Raw genomic sequence first — 18,613 nt, forward strand, 5'->3', positions numbered from 1 at the left:
TCTCGAAACCCGGTTTCAACTATTATAACGAATAAATAATAATTTTTGTGACATACAGACAGCATCGGCCTTTCAACCTCGCCTGAAACCAAAGCTGCGTCCTGGCTGTGCTAGCCTGAGGAGCAGAATATGGCATCGTCAAAAATACCGATTTAACAGGAGGTATCGTATGAAAAAATTCGATGTGGATGTGCTCGTCGTCGGCGGCGGGTGCGCCGGGGTGGCGGCGGGCGTCACGGCGGCGCGGCGCGGCCTGCGGACGCTGCTCATTGAGAACATGTACAGCCTCGGGGGCCTCATGACAAACGGCTACGTCACGGGGGTGGCCGGCATTGTCGAGGGCTTATGCAAGGAGCTTTTGGACCGCCTGAACGAACAGGGCTATCTCTGCAACACGCCCCACAGCCCCTCGGTTGAGCCGGAGAAATGCAAATACGAAATGGAAACAATGCTCCTGCAGGCCGGCTGCCGCATTTTATACGGCTGCCACGCCGTGGGCGTCAACATGGACGGCAGCAAGATCAAGGACGTCCTTGTCCACACCAAATCCGGCCTTTTGGAAATCTCCGCCCGACTCTTTATCGACACCACCGGAGACGCCGATGTGGCCGCCTTCGCGGGCGTCCCCTACGAGGTGGGCAACGCCGAGTATATGGGGCTGAACCTGGCGCACACCATGGGCATCCGCATGGCAAACGTCAATCTGGTGAAATTCCGCGAGGCCAACAAGGCGTGGGTGGAGGACAACGGCGGCTATCCCGAAAACATGTGCCTGGCCGGCGCGTGCATGGATGAGGCTGTGAAGAACGGCGACCTCCCCTACCCCATCTTCCCCGGCGGGCTCATCAACCAGATACCCGGCGCAGCCGACGAGGCCGCCGACGTCTCCTTCTGCGTGGGCCACAGCTTTTATAACCACAACCTGGACGTGGAGGACCTCACCCGGCAGGTCGTGGAGCAGCATCAGCAGAGCAATTGGATCGAGGCAGCCTACCGCAAATATGTCCCCGGCTTTGAAAACTGCCGGATCGCCGCCATCGGCAGCCTGCCCGGCATCCGCGATTCCCGCCGCATCGTGGGCGAATATGTCCTGAAGGACACCGACATCGCCGCCGCCGCGAAATTCGAGGACAGCATCGCCAAGTTCCCCGAAATTTACGATACCCACCACCCCACCAGCGGCTACCACGGCTTTCGGCACCACATTCACTCTAAAGAGCCGATCCCGGGCGCCATCAACATCAAAAATCCCTGCGACAGGGCCATGCACCCCTTCTGCCCGCCGGAAAAGGACAGCTGGGCCGTGTGGACGAATCCCGCGCAGTACTGCGAAATTCCCTACCGCTGCCTCGTCCCGCTCAAGGTCGATAATCTGCTGGTGGCCGGCCGCTGCGTTTCCACGGAGTTCCACGCCATGGCGGCGGTGCGCATCATCGCCATCTGCATGGCCACCGGCCAGGCCGCCGGTCTCGCCGCCGACCTGTGCCTGAAGGAGGAGATTACGCCCCGGCAGCTGGACGGGCGCCGTGTCCGCCAAGCCATGATCGACAACGGCGTCCCGCTCGACAAGGCGCCGGACGGCTACTGGGCCTATCTGGCCCAGGCCAGCAGTCTGGACGACCAGGAGCACGAGTTTGTCAGGCTCCGGGGCGACATGATGGGCGTCCGGCTGAAAAACGGCAAGGTCACCATGCGCTTCAACCTCGCCGCGGAGGATATGAAGTAGCGGCGCGGCGGCGTGTATTTCATAAACGGGCCGCGGAGGACGACGACCCCTACGGGGGCAGATGCATCATGTGACTGTGCAGCCGCGTGTATGCCGAGGGCGGGATGAGGCCATCCCGCCCTCGCTTTCCGCAGGGAAAAATCCCGGGGACCCGGCGCTTGCCCACAACCGCCCGGTTTTGACGAATTGCCTATTGACATCAACAATAATTGCTATAACATGGTGACGTCAGGAAGCGGGTTGTCGAATGAAGTCCCGCTGACGAGATTTATGATTTTTTGCCTACCGGCGCACGGGAGGGCCTATGAAAAAGAAAATTCTGCTTGTCACAACGGGCGGGACCATTGCCTCCGAGAACAGCGAGGAAGGGCTCAAGCCCGGCCTTTTGAGCTCGGACATCATGAGAACCGTCAATTCCCTCGCCGAGCGGTACGATGTGACGACCCGCGATCTTTTTCAGCTGGACAGCTCCAACATCCAGCCGGAGGAATGGCAGGTCATCGCCCGGTGCATCTATGACGCGCGCCATGATTTTGACGGGGTCGTGGTGACCCACGGCACGGACACGATGGCGTACACCTCGTCCGTTCTGTCGTTCATGCTGCTGAACGTGCCGTTCCCCGTTGTGCTGACGGGCTCGCAGCTGCCCATCTCTCACCCGCTGACGGATGCCAAGGACAATCTCTTCTGCGCGTTCGCCATGGCCGCCAGCGGCACGCCCGGCGTCTTTCTGGCGTTCAACAGAAAGGTGATGCGCGGCAGCCGCGCCGTCAAGGTCCGGACGATGAGCTTTGACGCGTTCGAGAGCATCAACTGTCCGCCCGTGGCCAAGGTCGACGTCGGAGGGCTGATCATCAATCAAGACCTGGTCGTCCGGCCCGCCGGGGACTTTGCGCTGAAGAGCGCGCTGAGCTCCGACGTGGTGCTGATCAAAATCATTCCCGGCCTCAACCCTGATGTCTTCAAAATGCTGCAGAATACCGGCTGCAGGGGCGTTGTCATCGAGGCGTTCGGCGCGGGGGGCATGCATTTTATGCGCCGGGACCTCATCTCGGCGCTGCAGGAGCTGGCCGACAGCGGCGTTGTGGTGGTCGTCTGCAGCCAGTGCCTCTATGAATCCTGCGACTTTTCCATCTATCAGACCGGGATGCGCCTGGTGGAGCACCCCGGCATCATCCAGGCCAGGGACATGACCACGGAGGCCGCCGTGACAAAGCTCATGTGGTGCCTCGGCCAAGCCGCCGTCGCCGACAAAATCCGTATTATGTTTACCAGCGATATATCGGGCGAAATAGATTGCGAAAGCGTATAGCAAAAAAAGCGCCCTTTTATTCGTTGATTTAACACATTACTTCATTGCATTGATGCATTGACGCATTATTTGGCAGAAAAAATTTTAAATTTATGTTAAGTTCTTGTTGAAGCCCGGAGAAAAATAGTTTAAAATAAACCCACGTAATGTCTGCCATGCAAAATTGAACGCAGACAGATATTTTTCGGGAAGGAATATGAATGATATGAGAAAAGTACTTGCAATTCTCCTGGCCCTGAGCATGAGCACCCTGCTTTTAGCCGGCTGCGGGGGCAGCGGCGGCGACACCATCAAGATCGGCGTTTTTGAGCCCGCCTCGGGCGACAACGGCGCCGGCGGCAAGCAGGAAGTCCTCGGCATCGAATTTGCCAACTCCCAGGTGCCCACCATTGATATCGGCGGCAAAACCTACAAGGTGCAGCTTGAGGTCGTCGACAACCAGTCCTCCACCGACAAAGCGCCGTCCGCCGCGCAGACACTCGTCAGCAAAGGCGTCAAGCTCGTGCTCGGCTCTTACGGTTCCGCCGTCTCCATCGCGGCCAGCGACGTGTTCGGCAAAGCGGGCCTCCCCGTTATCGGCATCTCCTGCACCAACCCGCAGGTCACAAGCGGCAACGATTTCTATTACCGTATCTGCTATCTCGACCCATTCCAGGGCACGGTCCTTGCCAACTTCGCCGCGGACCAGTATAAGGCCAAGACCGCTTACATACTCACAAAGCTCGGCGACGACTATTCCGTGGGCCTTGGCAACTACTTCAAGGAAGCGTTTGAAAAGCTCGGCGGCACGGTCGTCGCGGCGACCTTCCCGGAGGGCAACAGCGACTTCACAGCCTTCCTCACCAACGCCGCCAACGCCAATGCCGACGTCTTCTTCGCCCCCACCTCCACAGACGCCGCTTCCCTGATTATCAGCCAGGCCGCCTCCCAGGGCCTCAATATCCCGATCCTGGCCGGCGACACCTGGGATAACTCCGTTATTCTGGACGCCGCGAAGGGCTCCAGCCTCGATGTCAGCGTCTCCACCTTCTTTGACGAGGGCGACAAATCCACGGCGGGCTCCACCTTTGTCCAGGACTTCAAAGCCTGGCTCAACGCCAACGCTGAGAAGAAGCAGAACAACGGCGGCAACGACATCGTCTCGGCTGTCTCCGCGCTGGGCTACGACGCCTATATGACGGCCCTGCAGGCGATCAAAAACGCCGGCAGCGTCGATTCCGCCAAAATTCTCGCCGCCATGCCTGCGACCACCTACACCGGCGTGACGGGCGACATCAAGTTTGACGACAACGGCGACGCGCTGCGTACCCAGGCGTATATCAAGAGCGTTGATACCGCGAACGCCGCGTGGAAGTTTGTCGCGATCCAGGGCATCAAATAATTTCGGACATTTGTCTGTGTGATATGGCGGGGGCGCGTGCCCCCGCCACATTACGCAGATGAGATAACCTTTTGGGGCCTCGTCAGCGGCCGCTCTAAAAAGGATTTGCTCCAGTCAGCCAAAAACGGAGGTTCCATTATGGAATTTATCACTTCAAATCTGCCGTATCTGCTGGCCGGTATCTCGGTTGGCGGGCAGTATGCCCTGATTGCCATCGGGTATACGATGGTCTACGGCATTCTCCGGCTCATCAATTTCGCCCACGGCGATATCTTTATGGTCGCGGGCTTTCTGATGGTCTATCTGTCGGCCACACTGCCGATTTACGTTTCCCTCCCGCTGGTCATCCTGATCACGGTGCTTTTAGGCTTCGTTGTGGAGCGCGTGGCGTACAAGCCGCTGCGCACGGCGCCGCGCATGTCCATCATGATTAGCGCCATCGGCGTGTCGTACCTCCTGCAGAACTGCGCGTTCTATTTCACCAGCGGCCTTGCCAAGCAGTATCCGGTGATCCCCGGCATCAGCAGCTCCGTCGCCATCGCCGGCGCGACCACAAAGCTCGTCACGCTCGTCACGCCGGTGCTGACCATCGTGCTCGTCGTGGTTCTTGTGCTGCTCATCAAATATACGAAGATCGGCATGGCGATGCGCGCCGTCTCCAGGGATTTTGAGACAAGCCAGCTTATGGGCATCAAGATCAATTCCGTCATCAGCACCACGTTTATCATCGGCTCGCTTCTGGCCGCCGTCGCCTCGATCCTCTACTTTTCCAATTACTCGACGGTGACGCCCACCTCCGGCGCCATGCCGGGCCTGAAGGCCTTTGTCGCGGCTGTGTTCGGCGGTATCGGCAGTATTCCGGGCGCCGTTGTCGGCGCGTTTATCATCGGCATCTGCGAAAATATCATCAAGGGGCTGGGCCTCACGACCTTCTCGGACGCCTTTACCTTCGCGCTGCTCATCATCATTCTCGTTGCGAAACCCACAGGGCTCTTCGGCGAAAAATTTACGGATAAGGTATAGGTTTCAAGCTATGAGTACAAAGAAAAAACTGATTTATACCATTGCCGCTCTCGCCGCCCTGTTCATCATACTGACGCTTTGCGAGCAGCTTCTGCCGGCAAGCTCCATGCTCTTTATCGTCCTGAAAAAGGGCGCCATCTATGCCCTCGTCGCCGTTTCAATGAACCTGGTCAACGGCTTTACGGGCCTGTTCAGCCTGGGGCAGGCGGGCTTTATGCTGATCGGCGCGTATACATACGCGATCTTTACGATTCCGCTTAAGGAGCACGCGGCCGTCTACCAGTACTTCGACGGCGGCATCATCCAGTTCACGGTGCCCATACTCGTTGCCCTCGTCATGGCGGGCCTCGCCGCGGCCATCTTCGCTTTCCTGATCGGCCTGCCGGTCCTCCGGCTGAAGAGCGACTACCTGGCCATCGCCACGCTGGGCTTTGCCGAGATCATCCGGGCCTTCTTCCAGTGGGACGCCTTCGGCCCCGTGACAAACGCCTCGAACCTTCTTCGCAAATTTCCGACATTCGATACGGTTTACTTTCCGTTTATTGTTTCAGGCATCTGCATTGCGGTGATCGTGCTGCTTATCAACTCCTCGTACGGCCGGGCCTTCAAGGCCATCCGGGACGATGAGATCGCCGCCGAGGCGATGGGCATCAATCTCGCCAAGCACAAGCAGATGTCTTTCACCATCAGTTCCTTTTTCGCCGGCATCGGCGGCGCGCTCCTGGCGATGTACCAAACCACCGTCCAGGCCGGCGCCTTCAAATCGTCCATGACCTATGAGCTCCTGCTCATCGTGGTTATCGGCGGCCTCGGCTCCGTATCCGGCAGCGTATTGGCGTCCTTCCTGTTCATCGCGGCCAGCGAATGGTGGCTCCGCTTCCTGGACACCGACACCTACATCGGCGCGTTCAAGGTCCCGCTTTTGGGCTCGGGCTTCAGGATGGTCGTCTTTTCCGTCATCATCATGATCGTCGTGCTGTTTTACAGGCAGGGCATCATGGGCGATAAGGAGTTCTCCTTCGGGGCCTTCGGCGATATCCGGCGCTTCTTCCGAAAGCGCTTCGGCAGAAAGGAGGTCACGAAATGAGCGGCAACATTCTGCACGTTGAAAATATGACCATGCAGTTCGGCGGCGTTATCGCCGTCAACAACCTGTCCATCGATGTGAACGAGGGCGAGATCGTTGCCCTCATCGGCCCCAATGGCGCCGGCAAGACGACGACCTTCAACTGCATCACAGGCGTCTACGAGCCCACAAACGGGTGCGTCACCTTCTGCGGCAGCACCATCGCCTCAAACCACCCGCAGGGGAAAATGAAAAAGCTGTACGCCGGCGAGAACAAGGGCCTCTACAAAAGGGTCGTCAGCCATACGCCGGACCAGATCACAAAGCTCGGCATCGCCCGCACCTTTCAGAATATCCGGCTGTTCAAGAGCATGTCCGTTTTGGAAAACGTCCTGATCGCCAAGCACATCAGGGCCAGGCAGAACATTTTTACGGCCACCTTCCGCCTGAACTACAGGGAGGAGCGAAAAGCCCGGAGGGAATGCCTGGCGCTTTTGGACGAGCAGGCCCTTCTGCCTATGAAGGACGACCTGGCCAGCAGCCTGCCCTACGGCCTGCAGCGGCGTCTGGAAATCTCACGCGCGCTGGCCACGAACCCGAGGCTCCTGCTGCTGGACGAGCCGGCGGCCGGCATGAACCCGCAGGAAACGCAGGAGCTCAGCGAGTTCATCGTCCAGATCAAAAACAAATACAATCTGACCATCCTCCTCATCGAGCACCATATGGACCTTGTCATGCAGATTTCCGACCGCATCTATGTCCAGGATTTCGGCAGGCTCATCGCCCAGGGGACGCCCGAGGAGGTTCAGAAAAATCAGCACGTTATCGACGCGTATCTGGGGGTGGTCGAAGATGCTTAAAATCACCGACCTGAAGGTCAACTACGGCGGCATTGAGGCCGTTAAGGGCATCACCTTTGAAGTGCCCGAAAAGAGCATCGTCACGCTCATCGGCGCCAACGGCGCCGGCAAAAGCACGACGCTCCGCGCCATCTCCGGCCTTGTGAAGCCCGGCCAGGGGAACATCGAATTCCTGGGCGAGGAGATCACCGGCAAGACGCCGGAGGCGATCGTCAAGCGCGGCATCACCCTGGTGCCCGAGGGGCGGAAAATTTTCCCGGACCTGACGGTCTGCGAAAACCTGAAAATCGGGGCCTATCTCCGCAAAGACAAGCTGGACGACGACATCAACTGGGTCTACGACCTTTTCCCGCGCCTGCGGGAACGCTCCTGGCAGATGGGCGGCACGCTGTCCGGCGGCGAGCAGCAGATGCTGGCCGTCGGCCGGGCGCTGATGAGCCGCCCGAAGGTGATGATGATGGACGAGCCGTCCCTGGGCCTGGCGCCCATCGTCGTGCGCGGCATCTTCGACATCATCCGCGAGATCAATAAGCAGGGCATCACGATCCTGCTTATCGAGCAGAATGCCAACATGGCCCTCCAGACGGCGGACATCGGCTACGTCATGGAGACCGGCCGCATCACCCTGACCGGCTCCGGCAAAGACCTCCTGGTCAACGACGCCGTCAAAGCCGCGTATCTGGGCGCGTAACAAAATCAACGGTAAGAGGGGTACGGTAATCGTACCCCTCTTCAAATTGCCGATAAAGCCCTTGGGGCTTTATCGGACAAGGGGCTGCATGCAGATTTATCGACATGAAGAGCGCCACGATCATAACCCGTAGGGGCCGCCGCCTTCGGCGGCCCGTTCCCCCGGTATGCGCAGCGCGGGCCGCCGAGGAGGGCGGCCCCTACGATTCGGAAGGGAATGACGAGCCAAAGGGCCTTTGCCTGCGTCTGATTATATGGTATACTGAGGAAAAATCATTCGTCAAAGCAGGACGCTCATATGATAACGATTGAAGAAATGCAGGATATGCTGGACGATATCGCCGGGGAGTTCCCGCCGGAGTTTTTCGAGGAGCTCAACGGCGGGATCATTCTCCTGCCCGAGGCCAAGCACCACGAAAAGGATGTCGACGGCAACCTCTACATCCTCGGGGAATACCACCGGGGCGGCGGCCTGGGCCGGTATATTTCCATCTATTACGGGTCGTTCATGCGCGTCTACGGCTATCTCAAAAGCGACAGGATCAAAGAGAAGCTGCGAAGCACCGTCCGGCACGAATTCCGTCATCACATCGAATCCCTGGCCGGCGACGACGATCTGGAGCGCATCGACAGCCGCCATATCGCCGATTATCAAAGCGGCGAGGATTACGAGGAAGACGACGTCTATGACGATGAGGATTACGACGAGGATTATGACAACGACGATTTCGACGAGGACGATTTTGATGAGGACTATGACGACGAGGACGGCGCGGACGACGGTGACGAGGACGGCGTCTGAACGGCCGCTCGGGTCCGCACTGCACTGATAAGGGGTTATCGCGTTGGACAGAGCTGATTTCAAGTCCCGCCGCGTCTCTCTGATCGGCGAGGACCGGTACAAAAAATACGCCGTCCTGGTGCCCATTGTGGAGACACCGGACGGCAGGTCGCTGATATTTGAAAAAAGGGCGGGAAGCCTCCGGCGCCAACCGGGGGAAATCTGCTTTCCGGGCGGAAAGCTCGAGGCCGGCGAAACGCCGGTCTCCTGCGCCGTGCGCGAAACGACGGAGGAGCTCCGGCTCGAACCGTCTCAGATCGACCTGCTGGGCCCCGGCGACGTTTTCGTCTCCCCGTTCGACATCATCATCTACCCGTTTGTCGGGGAGCTCCGGGACTACGGCTATACGTTCAATCCGGAGGAGGTGGCGGAGGTCATTGCGGTACCCGTCGCTTTTTTCCTCAAAAACCCGCCCGAGACCTTCAAAAGCACGATCGTGGGCCGGCTGCCGGGCGATTTCCCCTATGAGCGCATCCCCGGCGGCGAGAACTATCCATGGGCCAGCGGGTCTTATGACGTTCTCTTTTACCAGTACGGGAAACTGATGATCTGGGGCATCACCGCGTACATCGTCCAATCGACCGCCGCGCTCATCGACCGATACCGGCTCGGCTGAGCACGGCGCTATTTGAAATAAACGGCGGCGGCCACGGCAACGGCAAGCTGCAGGAGCAGAATGAGCGGCATGCCGACGGTGAACTTGAGGTGCCTTATTTTATGCCGGTAGACCGACATGCCGAGCAGGCTCCCCAGGCTGCCGCCCAGGAGCGCGTACGCAAACAGCCGTTTTTCCGGAGTTCTGGGCCCGTGGGATATGGCCCTGCGCTTGTCCCTGCCCATGCTGATAAAACCCGTCAGGTTGATTATTAAGAGATAGCCGATCAGCAGCTTTAATATCACGTCTTCATCCCCGCGCCGGTAATGTTGCTCCCACTATATCACCGGGCGTCACGCTGGTGAAGCTTTTTTGTTTATTTTAGTTGGTTTTCTCCCAAATTCTTTGTCAAAATAATAGAATTTGTTAATTTGCCACATCACGCCCTGGGGATTCTCAAAACAATTGTCGTAATTTTCTCAAAAATTATGAGAAAATTACGGAAAATAAATAACAAAACGATAATGTTCTCATTTTTCCTTATTAAATTTGAAAACACTCTTTTATTGACAAAATGCATAAATAATGTAATAATTTAAAAACAATGTTAATTACATATGTTTGGCAAATCCGTCGAAAGACGGAGACGCAAAGCTCGGAGCCTGAATTAAGTATGGCAGTCCGGCCGCATCGAATACGTTGACGATTTTTGTTGACGTATTTTATGCGGTTTTTTCTTTACCCCCGCATTTAATTGTGAATATTTGGCAAACGCGCTGAAAGGCGCGGGCGCAAAGCTCAGGAGCCTTCACAAAAGAGGCGATGGCACGCCCACTTTTGCATTGGCAGTCCGGCCGCATCTGGTACGTTGATAACGTATTGCATGCGGCCTTTTTTTATCTCAGTTAATACAAATTGGAGGTATAAAAAATATGAAACGAAAGATCCTGTGCATTATCCTATCCCTCGTTTTCGTCCTGTCCCTGCTGCCCGCCACAGGGCTGGCGGCATACACGGATACGCAGAACTCCTGGGCCCAGGCGGCCATCGAAAAATGGAGCGGGCTGGGTATCATTCAGGGGTCGGACGGTAAGTTCCGTCCCGACGACCCGATCACCCGCGGCGAAATGGCCGTCATCGTCGACCGTCTGATGAAATTCCAGACGAAAGCGCAGAACAACTTTACGGATCTGAAGCAGGATTATTATACAGACGCGGTCCTTAAAGCCAACGCCGTCGGGATCATCACCGGCTACGGCGGGCTGATTCGTCCGCTGGACAACATCACCCGCGAGGAGTCCGCCGTCATGCTCGGCCGCGCCTTCGGCCTCTCCGAGAGCACCGCGGCCTCGAGCTTTACGGACGGCGCCAGCATCTCTTCATGGGCGCAGGGTTATGTGAACGCAATGGCGGCACGCGGCTTTATCCAGGGCAATCAGGGCGCGTTCGACCCGAAATCGCCCATCACGCGCGCCGGGGTCATCACGATTCTCGACAACGCGATCAAGGGCTACTATACCGAAGCGAAGGAATATACCGGCAGCGTCAGCGGCGTGGCCATCGTCAACACCCCCGGCGTGGTGCTGAAGGACATGACCATCACCGGCGACCTCATCATTGCCGAGGGCGTCGGTTCGGGAGACGTCACCCTGACAAACGTCAACGTCACCGGGAATACGATCGTCCGGGGCGGCGGCGCGAACTCCATACATATCCAGGGCACCAGCCAGATCAAAAACCTCATTCTTGAAAAAACGGACGACGGCCAGATCAGGGTCGTCACAGAAAGCGGCGCGACTGTTGACGCTGTCTATATCGATGACGGAAACGACGACATCATCCTGACCGGTTCGTTCTCCAGCGTCACCATCGCCGCGGGCGTGAGCGTCAAAGCCGTCGGCGCGTCGATCACCACCCTCAATGTGACGGGCGCAAACGCGGCGCTCGATCTCGACAAAGCCTCGGCCGTCACCACCCTGACGGCGAACGCCGCCCTCTCCATCAATAACAACGGCACGATCACCAACGCGGTCATCAATTCCGACAGCGTCTCCCTCACCGGCAACATGCCCCAAAAGGTCTCCGGCGACCACGCCGTCCTCGGCACGAAGGACGTCGACAATACCCCCAGCGGCGGCGGCGGGCCGGTGACAACGGCAAGTGTTTCGACATTAACAGGATTCAAGGCCGCACTGGAGAATCCCAGTATCACAACAATCAACATCACGGCGGAGTTCAGCACAGCCGAAAAAATCCTGATAAGCCGTCCTGTAACAATCAATGGCGGAAACAACGCCATCACCTTCACAGGCGATGCAATCGAATGGCAGGGCAACTATGTCCTCCAGGTCTACAACACAACCGGCGTCACACTTCGCAATATCAAGCTGACCGGAGGCGACGCGGCATTACTGGTCAACGGCTCCGCAGTGACCCTGGCCGGAACTGTCGACGTCAGCGGCAACGAGTTCGGCGGCATCGAGGTATCGAAAGGCGCAGGCCTTGCAAATGACTCGTCACTGACAGTAACCGGAGTGACGTTCACCAACACAACCGAAGAATACGGCCAGCCAACCATATGGCTGGTGAATGACCAGGGCACTGTAACAGGAGCAGACGCGCTTACGCAAAACACAACTGTAAAAGCAGATCAAACTCAATACTATCTGGTTGAAGCCAATGCGACAAACCCGGCATCGGCAAACGTGTCGACATTAGAAGAATTCCAGACGGCACTGGAGAATCCCAGTATCACGGCAATCAGCATCACGGCAGGGTTCAGCACAGCCGAAAAAATCCTGATAAGCCGTCCCGTAACAATCAATGGCGGAAACAACGCCATCACCTTCACGGGCGATGAAGCCGGCTGGAAAGGCAACTATGTCCTCCACGTCTACGACACAACCGGCGTCACGCTTCGCAATATCAAGCTGACCGGAGGCGATGCCGCATTACTGGTCAACGGCTCCGAGGTGACCCTGACCGGAACTGTCGACGTCAGCGGCAATGCTTTCGGCGGCATCGAAGTCTCAAAAGGCACAGATACCGGTCTTGCCAATTCGACCCTTACGGTGAGCGGAACGCTGGTCAACGCAACCGAGGCTTATGCCCGCCCGACGCTCTGGGTTATCAACGGTCAGGGCTCTGTAACAGGTGCTAATGTTCCGACCGAAACGAATACGACGATCAAATCCGATCAGACGCAGTACTATCTCACTGCCGCAAACGCCGCCGAGACGATTACACTCACCCCCGACTCAGACTCGGCGTCGGTGGCGCAGGGCGCTGCGCTCCCCGAAGCTGTCGTCACAATGACCAGCAACTATGACGCCAGCGGACTGACGACGGTCATCAGCCTGCTCAAGGACGGGCAGCCCGTCAACTTCAACACGCTTTTCAGCTCATATAAGCTCGGTACGGCAGTCGGAGACGAACAGCCGTCAGGACCATATGAAATCACCGGCGCTTATAACAGCTATACGTACGGACCGACAGGCGGCTACAGCGTAACAGCCGGCGTACCTCAGGTCACGACGGCAAACGGCACGGTAAATCCCTTCGCTCCGGCGGGAATATATACCGTCACCGTACAGGTCAAATCCGGCGATACGGTCCTGGCGACCAACACATATACGCTGACGGTTACAACGAACCTGCAAGACTATTTAAGTACGCACAGTTACGGCTCCACCGCAGCTCTGGAGCCATGGGCTCCGGACCGGACGGCGCCGGGCGGATGGGACGAGACCGCGCCGGGTTATGTTACAATAACGACCTCGGAGCAGCAAAACTCGAATTCATGGTATGACTGGCAGGGTAAAGGCGCTTACACCGGCGTGGGCCTGACGGATAATTGGAAGGTCGAGACGACACTTGCACTTACGCCCGAGCTGCTCGACGGCAGCGGCGTCAGAACGTCCTTGTGGATCAAGGTGGACGATGCCAACGGTATCGCCACAACGAGAACCAGAGACAACTCGGTGGACTGGGCTATTCTGGAGTTCAGAAATGATCCTGCATCGGATGGCTATAAAGGCTGGGAATGGTGGGACAGCACCGGTAACGGCGCATGGAAGCCGCTTGCCAACGTTCCGGCTGTGGAAGGCATATATACGCTAACGACGATATATGACACCGGGACGATTTATCAGTACATCAACGGGGCCCTTGTAAATCATTACGCGATACAAAATATTGATACGAGCCTGGGCGCTGTCACCGCTCCGACATATACCATTATTCAGTCGCGTACTTTCGGCGCCAGCTACAGCGCGCTGTGGCAGGTTCCCGATATCAGCTATGTCAGCAGTTATCCCGCCGACGCGATATATATTGCCAGCGCCGATCAACTGAGCGACGCGATTGCGCATCAAGCCAATGATCAAACCTGGTATCTCAAGAGCGGCACATATACCGTCACGCAGCAGCTGGACATCCACAGTTCCGTGAATATCACAGGCATTGGCGATGTCACGATCAAGGCGGGCGGCACCACCTGGTCTTCATCAAATGACACGAAGCACCTGCTTAACATTACCGGCGGAGCCAATCCGGTCATTGCCAATATCACATTTGATTCAAGCAAAATAGCTTATGGCATCCAAGCCTACATGTCGGGCGCCACGCTCAGCAACGTTACCCTTTCAAGCAGCCTCGGCGCCGGTTTGACGGTCAACGGTTCGACTGTTGCGGCAACGAATCTCAGAACGAACGGCAACCTTTGGGGGGCCGTGAACGTCGACCCGGGCAAGAATGTAAGTACGGCGAGCGCCTTTACCATTGACAGCGCCAGCGTATTGAGCGACCCCATCCAGATATGGTCGGACGGCTTGAACGTCAACGACAACGCAACGGTCGATGTCGATTTTCCCGGCAGCTACACGACCTTTGAAGCGTCCGGTGTGAATTATTGGTCGACCCACGGGCCCGTGACGCTGAATGATTCAGGAGCATTCCCCACCATTAATCTTGCGATCGCTGCGGCCACAGCCGACGACACGATCAATGCGCCGGCCGGAACGTATTACGAAAGTGTCATTGTCAGCAATTCAATTAATCTTGTCGGCGCGGGCGCCTCGACCACAACGATCGTCGGTACCGACGGAAACGCGACACCGCTGACCTTCAGCGGAAACGACGCGGAGGTAAGCGGGTTTACCATAACGCACAATTATACAGCGGCTGAGCTTACCGCATGGAGCTTCAATAATAACGGCGTTATCTTCAGCCAAGGGAAAACCGGCAATACCTTAACCAATTGTATCGTCACCCTGAACCGAAACGGCATTTATCTGAACAATACCAAAGGCAACACGATCACCGGCAATACGATCACCAATAACCGTACCGGCATCAATATGACCAACACCGTCGATAACACCAAGATAACCGGCAATACGATCTCTGACAACTGGACGCTGGGCCTTGTCTATTACGATCAGGCGTCGTCAAATCCGACCCTGAAAACGGATTTCAACACCATAACCGTAAGCGGCAACACTTTCAGCAACAACTGGTATACCGAGATCGAGGTCAAGGACGCGACTATCAGTACAGGCACTTTGAACGTTACTGATAACGAGTTCCCGGATCAGACCGTGACCTTAACTACAGCCGATGCATCTGTTACCAGCCTGAACGAGCCCGGCTTTGCAGCTCAGAAGCCGGCATCCCTGGGCGGAACCGGCGACTATGCATCCAAGCCTTCCGCCGATCTGCCCACCCTGCGTATCTATAACAGCGCCGGTGTGACGCTCAGATACGACGGCGCGGTCTTGACCGTCGGTACTGCTCCCGCAGACTTCGCGACCATTCAAGCGGCGCTCGATACGGCGTCTGACGGGGATACGATCAATGTGGCCGCGGGAACTTATAGTCTCTCCTCCCAGTTGCAAATTACAAAACCGATAAGCATTATTGGCCTTGGCAATGCTACAATCAGCCCTGCGAATGATTTTACGTATTCGCAGGGGAATAACTTCACCAAAAACCTGATTTCAATAAATGGTGTCCGCGACAGTCTTGTGAAGCTTGAGAATCTGACAGTTAGCGGCTCACTCAGGTCAGGCATCAATGTTGTCGATTCGAACAATGTAGTATTATCCTATGTCACATCTATAAATAACATTGGCGCTGGTCTGATTGTCAACAGTTCGACCGTTACAGCTGATCATTTCACTGCAAGCGGCAATAGCATCGGCAGTACTGACTGGGGCAGCGTCAATGTAGATGTGGGAAGCAGTAAATCGTATTCAAGCGTATTCAATATAACTGACAGTTTATTGCAGGATACCATGCAGATTTGGTCAGACGGAGATAATATAACACCTGAATTAACGATAACCGTACCTGGTTACTCAGTCTCCCATCCGGACACAACTAATCCCCAAAAAATCGTTTGGATTCCGATCACCTAATCATTAACCACAAATCATCTTAAACATCCTAAAGACAGCGCCCGGCCTGAGCCGGGCGCTGTCCTTTTGCCGCAACGTCGTTATTTTTTTTGCTTATAATAAATATGTAGTCTTTTTGTGGACACGGGTATTCCGGCATGCCGTGTATCGACGAATACCCCTGTCCGGTTATGTACCAAGCTATCCGCCCGAGTAGAAGTCCGATCATCTCAGAATCCGCTAATGTTTATACCTCATCATCATGGCATCCGCAGCAACACCCGATCAGGGCCAGGAGTATGACAGCCGCGATACCGATAGCAACAACATTTAGACCTGTCAAATCGCTGTTGAACATTTCGGTCACCTCACTTGTTTTCCGTTCACGTTATTTTATGACGGGGTGAAAAGGGCTGTGACAAAGCGCCCGGCACGGCGGGAGCAAAGAACTTATCCCGGCGGTTTTTTCGTCCAAAGCGCAGTTCAAACTGCGCTTTTTTCGTTTATTGACCGTTTTATCGGACACCCGATGCCTTATGATTAAGATAACAAGGCGGAACAGATGAAAGGACGTGTTTTTATGAACGAAAGAAAATATAAAATCAGATATGCCGGCGGCCATGTCGAAGTGCTTGACGAGCAGGGCGACTTTCTCTTTTCCGCCGACAGCGAATACGAGGCGCAGTGCGAGCTCCGCGCCATCGAGGCCGCTTAAATTCAACACAAAACAGGAGGGAACCAAAATGAGAACCGGAAACAGCGGGCGCTGCGGCCAGTGGGTCGGCGAGGATTACGGCGCGGACAACATCATTTACTTATACGAGCAAAGAAAGCCCCGCAGGACAAGGGATACGCGCAAGGCCGACACGTTCTGGAACGTCATTTTCGTCGCCGCCTGCCTGTCCGTCCTGGTGGTGCTGTTCCTGCACTGAGCGGCAACCTTATATTGCGCCGCATGATATAATGAATTTCAAGAACAAAAACGACGGGAGGGGATAGGATGCCCAGGTCCTCCAACCAGAAGCTGAAGCTTTTATACCTGATGAAGATCCTTCAGGAGAAAACAGACGAGCACCACGCGATCACGGTTCCCGAGCTCATCACGGAGCTGGCGCGGTACGATATCAGCGCCGAGCGGAAGAGCATTTACGACGACCTGGAGGCCCTCAAGCTGTTCGGGCTCGACATTGTCAGCGCCCGGGGCCGGACGACCGGCTATTATCTGGCCAGCAAGGATTTCGAGCTGCCCGAGCTCAAGCTGCTGGTGGACAGCGTCCAGTCCTCAAAGTTCATCACCCACAAAAAATCGATGGAGCTCATCAAGAAAATCGAGAGCCTCTGCAGCGTATGGGAGGGACAGTCTCTCCAAAGGCAGGTCTACGTGGCGGGCAGGGTCAAAACGATGAACGAGAGCATTTATTATAATGTCGACAAGATCCATACGGGCATTGTGGACAACAAAAAGATCAGCTTTAAATATTTCGAATATTCCGTGACGAAGGAAAAGGTCTTCCGGCACGGCGGGGTGCGTTACGTGGCGAGCCCCTACGCGCTGACGTGGGACGACGAAAACTACTACATGATCGCCTACGATTCCTCCGCCGGGCAGATCAAGCACTACCGCGTGGACAAAATGACGGATATCGCCATGACGGAAGAGGGGCGCGACGGCTCGGAGCATTTTCAAAACCTCGACATCGCCGTCTATTCCAAAAAGCTGTTTTCCATGTTCAGCGGCGAGGAGGAGACGGTCCGCATCGAATTTGAAAACAGGCTCATCGGCGTGGTGATCGACCGGTTCGGACGGGACGTGTCCGCCGTGCCGTCCGACGAGGCGCATTTTGTGGTCAGCGTCAGCGTCGCCGTCAGCCCGCAGTTTCTGGCGTGGGTGGCGGGCTTCGGGAGCGAGGCGAAAATCCTGTCGCCGGAGAGCGTCGTGGAAAAGCTGACCGTGCTGCTGCGGGCGGCGCTGAGGCAGTACGGAAATCCGGCGGCAGCCGCAACAAAGCAAGGAGCATGATACCTATGGAGCCAATGGCGAAAAATCCGAACCATATCCTGACCTATGCAAATATCAGTTTTGACCCCACCGCGCCCCGGCCCGAGGACATCGTCCTCGAAGACATCGCCCACGCCCTGTCGATGATGACGCGGGCCAACGGGCATTTTAGGACCTTTTATTCGGTGGCGCAGCATTCCCTCAACTGCAGCAGGGAGGCCGAGCACCGCGGCCTGTCGGACAGAATCCGGCTGGCGTGCCTGCTGCACGACGCCAGCGAGGCCTATCTCTCGGACATCACGCGCCCCGTCAAGCACCGGCTGCCCGGTTATGTCGACTATGAGCGCACGCTGCAAGGGCTGATTTACGAGAAATTCGGCCCCGCCGCGATGACGCCGGAGGAGCTCGCGCACCTCAAGGCGATCGACGACGCCCTGATGCACCACGAGTTCAAACGCCTGCACGGCAGCGCCATCTATCAGGACGAGCCGGAATTGCGCTCCGACCCCGACTTTTCCGAGAAGCCCCACGCCGCCGTGGAAAAAGAATTTTTGTTTCTCCTCAAACAACTGACCGGCAACGCTGCACCGGAATAACCTGCGCCGACAGCCGTAAATCCTGTCCTTTGAAGCGTAAGGGACGGGATTTTTTCTATTGTTATATAAAGCCTCCCGGCCTCTTGCTTTAAATATTAAGAGAATTTTAAAAGTTATTAAAATTTTTTT

At 56.4% G+C, this 18,613-nt stretch carries 15 protein-coding genes and 2 riboswitches; of the genes, 14 read left to right on the forward strand and 1 reads right to left on the reverse strand.

Features of this window, described 5'->3' with window-relative positions; translation table 11 throughout:
- Positions 1-169 precede the first annotated feature (169 nt).
- From BUB60_RS12770 to BUB60_RS12810, 9 genes are all read left to right on the forward strand, one after another.
- Entirely contained in the window at positions 170-1,726 is a 1,557-nt protein-coding gene (locus BUB60_RS12770) for an FAD-dependent oxidoreductase (protein WP_073079675.1), read from the forward strand.
- A 304-nt stretch (positions 1,727-2,030) separates the two neighbouring features.
- Complete coding sequence (locus BUB60_RS12775; protein ID WP_073079677.1) at positions 2,031-3,038, forward strand: asparaginase; 1,008 nt, start codon at positions 2,031-2,033, stop codon at positions 3,036-3,038.
- Positions 3,039-3,243: 205 nt separating this feature from the next.
- The gene (locus BUB60_RS12780; protein WP_073079956.1) at positions 3,244-4,419 is read left to right on the forward strand and encodes an ABC transporter substrate-binding protein; all 1,176 of its coding nucleotides are present in this window, start codon (positions 3,244-3,246) and stop codon (positions 4,417-4,419) included.
- Between the two features lie 138 nt (positions 4,420-4,557).
- Positions 4,558-5,442, forward strand: coding sequence for a branched-chain amino acid ABC transporter permease (locus BUB60_RS12785; RefSeq protein WP_073079679.1), 885 nt, complete (start codon positions 4,558-4,560; stop codon positions 5,440-5,442).
- A gap of 10 nt (positions 5,443-5,452) precedes the next feature.
- A complete protein-coding gene (locus BUB60_RS12790; RefSeq protein ID WP_073079682.1) occupies positions 5,453-6,529 on the forward strand; it encodes a branched-chain amino acid ABC transporter permease in 1,077 nt (358 codons plus the stop codon).
- Positions 6,526-7,368, forward strand: a complete 843-nt coding sequence (locus BUB60_RS12795; RefSeq protein ID WP_073079684.1) for an ABC transporter ATP-binding protein — start codon at positions 6,526-6,528, stop codon at positions 7,366-7,368. Before BUB60_RS12790 ends, BUB60_RS12795 begins: the two co-directional genes overlap by 4 nt.
- A complete protein-coding gene (locus BUB60_RS12800) occupies positions 7,361-8,059 on the forward strand; it encodes an ABC transporter ATP-binding protein (RefSeq protein ID WP_073079686.1) in 699 nt (232 codons plus the stop codon). The genes BUB60_RS12795 and BUB60_RS12800 overlap by 8 nt, the downstream gene beginning before the upstream one ends.
- A 297-nt stretch (positions 8,060-8,356) precedes the next feature.
- Entirely contained in the window at positions 8,357-8,860 is a 504-nt protein-coding gene (locus BUB60_RS12805; protein ID WP_073079688.1) for a metallopeptidase family protein, read from the forward strand.
- 43 nt (positions 8,861-8,903) lie between these two features.
- Positions 8,904-9,515, forward strand: a complete 612-nt coding sequence (locus tag BUB60_RS12810) for an NUDIX hydrolase (protein WP_073079689.1) — start codon at positions 8,904-8,906, stop codon at positions 9,513-9,515.
- A gap of 8 nt (positions 9,516-9,523) precedes the next feature.
- Here the strand turns inward: BUB60_RS12810 and BUB60_RS12815 are convergent, their stop codons facing one another.
- Positions 9,524-9,799, reverse strand: a complete 276-nt coding sequence (locus tag BUB60_RS12815) for a DUF1294 domain-containing protein (RefSeq protein WP_341444225.1) — start codon at positions 9,797-9,799, stop codon at positions 9,524-9,526.
- Between the two features lie 308 nt (positions 9,800-10,107).
- Positions 10,108-10,187: riboswitch (cyclic di-GMP riboswitch) on the forward strand.
- Between the two features lie 63 nt (positions 10,188-10,250).
- Positions 10,251-10,356, forward strand: a riboswitch (cyclic di-GMP riboswitch).
- A 70-nt stretch (positions 10,357-10,426) separates the two neighbouring features.
- Here BUB60_RS12815 and BUB60_RS12820 point away from each other — a divergent pair.
- The 5 genes from BUB60_RS12820 (at position 10,427) to BUB60_RS12835 (ending at position 18,484) form a co-directional block, all read left to right on the forward strand.
- On the forward strand, positions 10,427-15,910 hold the full coding sequence (locus tag BUB60_RS12820; RefSeq protein ID WP_073079690.1) for an S-layer homology domain-containing protein: 5,484 nt from the start codon (positions 10,427-10,429) through the stop codon (positions 15,908-15,910).
- Positions 15,911-16,469: 559 nt separating this feature from the next.
- Positions 16,470-16,604 carry a hypothetical protein gene (locus BUB60_RS20765; RefSeq protein WP_278277507.1) on the forward strand — a complete coding sequence of 45 codons (135 nt, stop codon included), beginning with the start codon at positions 16,470-16,472 and terminating at the stop codon, positions 16,602-16,604.
- A 28-nt stretch (positions 16,605-16,632) separates the two neighbouring features.
- Entirely contained in the window at positions 16,633-16,821 is a 189-nt protein-coding gene (locus BUB60_RS12825) for a hypothetical protein (RefSeq protein WP_073079691.1), read from the forward strand.
- A 68-nt stretch (positions 16,822-16,889) separates the two neighbouring features.
- Complete coding sequence (locus tag BUB60_RS12830) at positions 16,890-17,909, forward strand: helix-turn-helix transcriptional regulator (RefSeq protein WP_073079693.1); 1,020 nt, start codon at positions 16,890-16,892, stop codon at positions 17,907-17,909.
- A gap of 5 nt (positions 17,910-17,914) precedes the next feature.
- A complete protein-coding gene (locus BUB60_RS12835) occupies positions 17,915-18,484 on the forward strand; it encodes a phosphohydrolase (RefSeq protein ID WP_242941204.1) in 570 nt (189 codons plus the stop codon).
- The last annotated feature ends 129 nt before the right edge of the window (positions 18,485-18,613 follow it).

The sequence above is a fragment of the Sporobacter termitidis DSM 10068 genome, from assembly GCF_900130065.1.
GTDB classification, from domain to species: domain Bacteria; phylum Bacillota; class Clostridia; order Oscillospirales; family Oscillospiraceae; genus Sporobacter; species Sporobacter termitidis.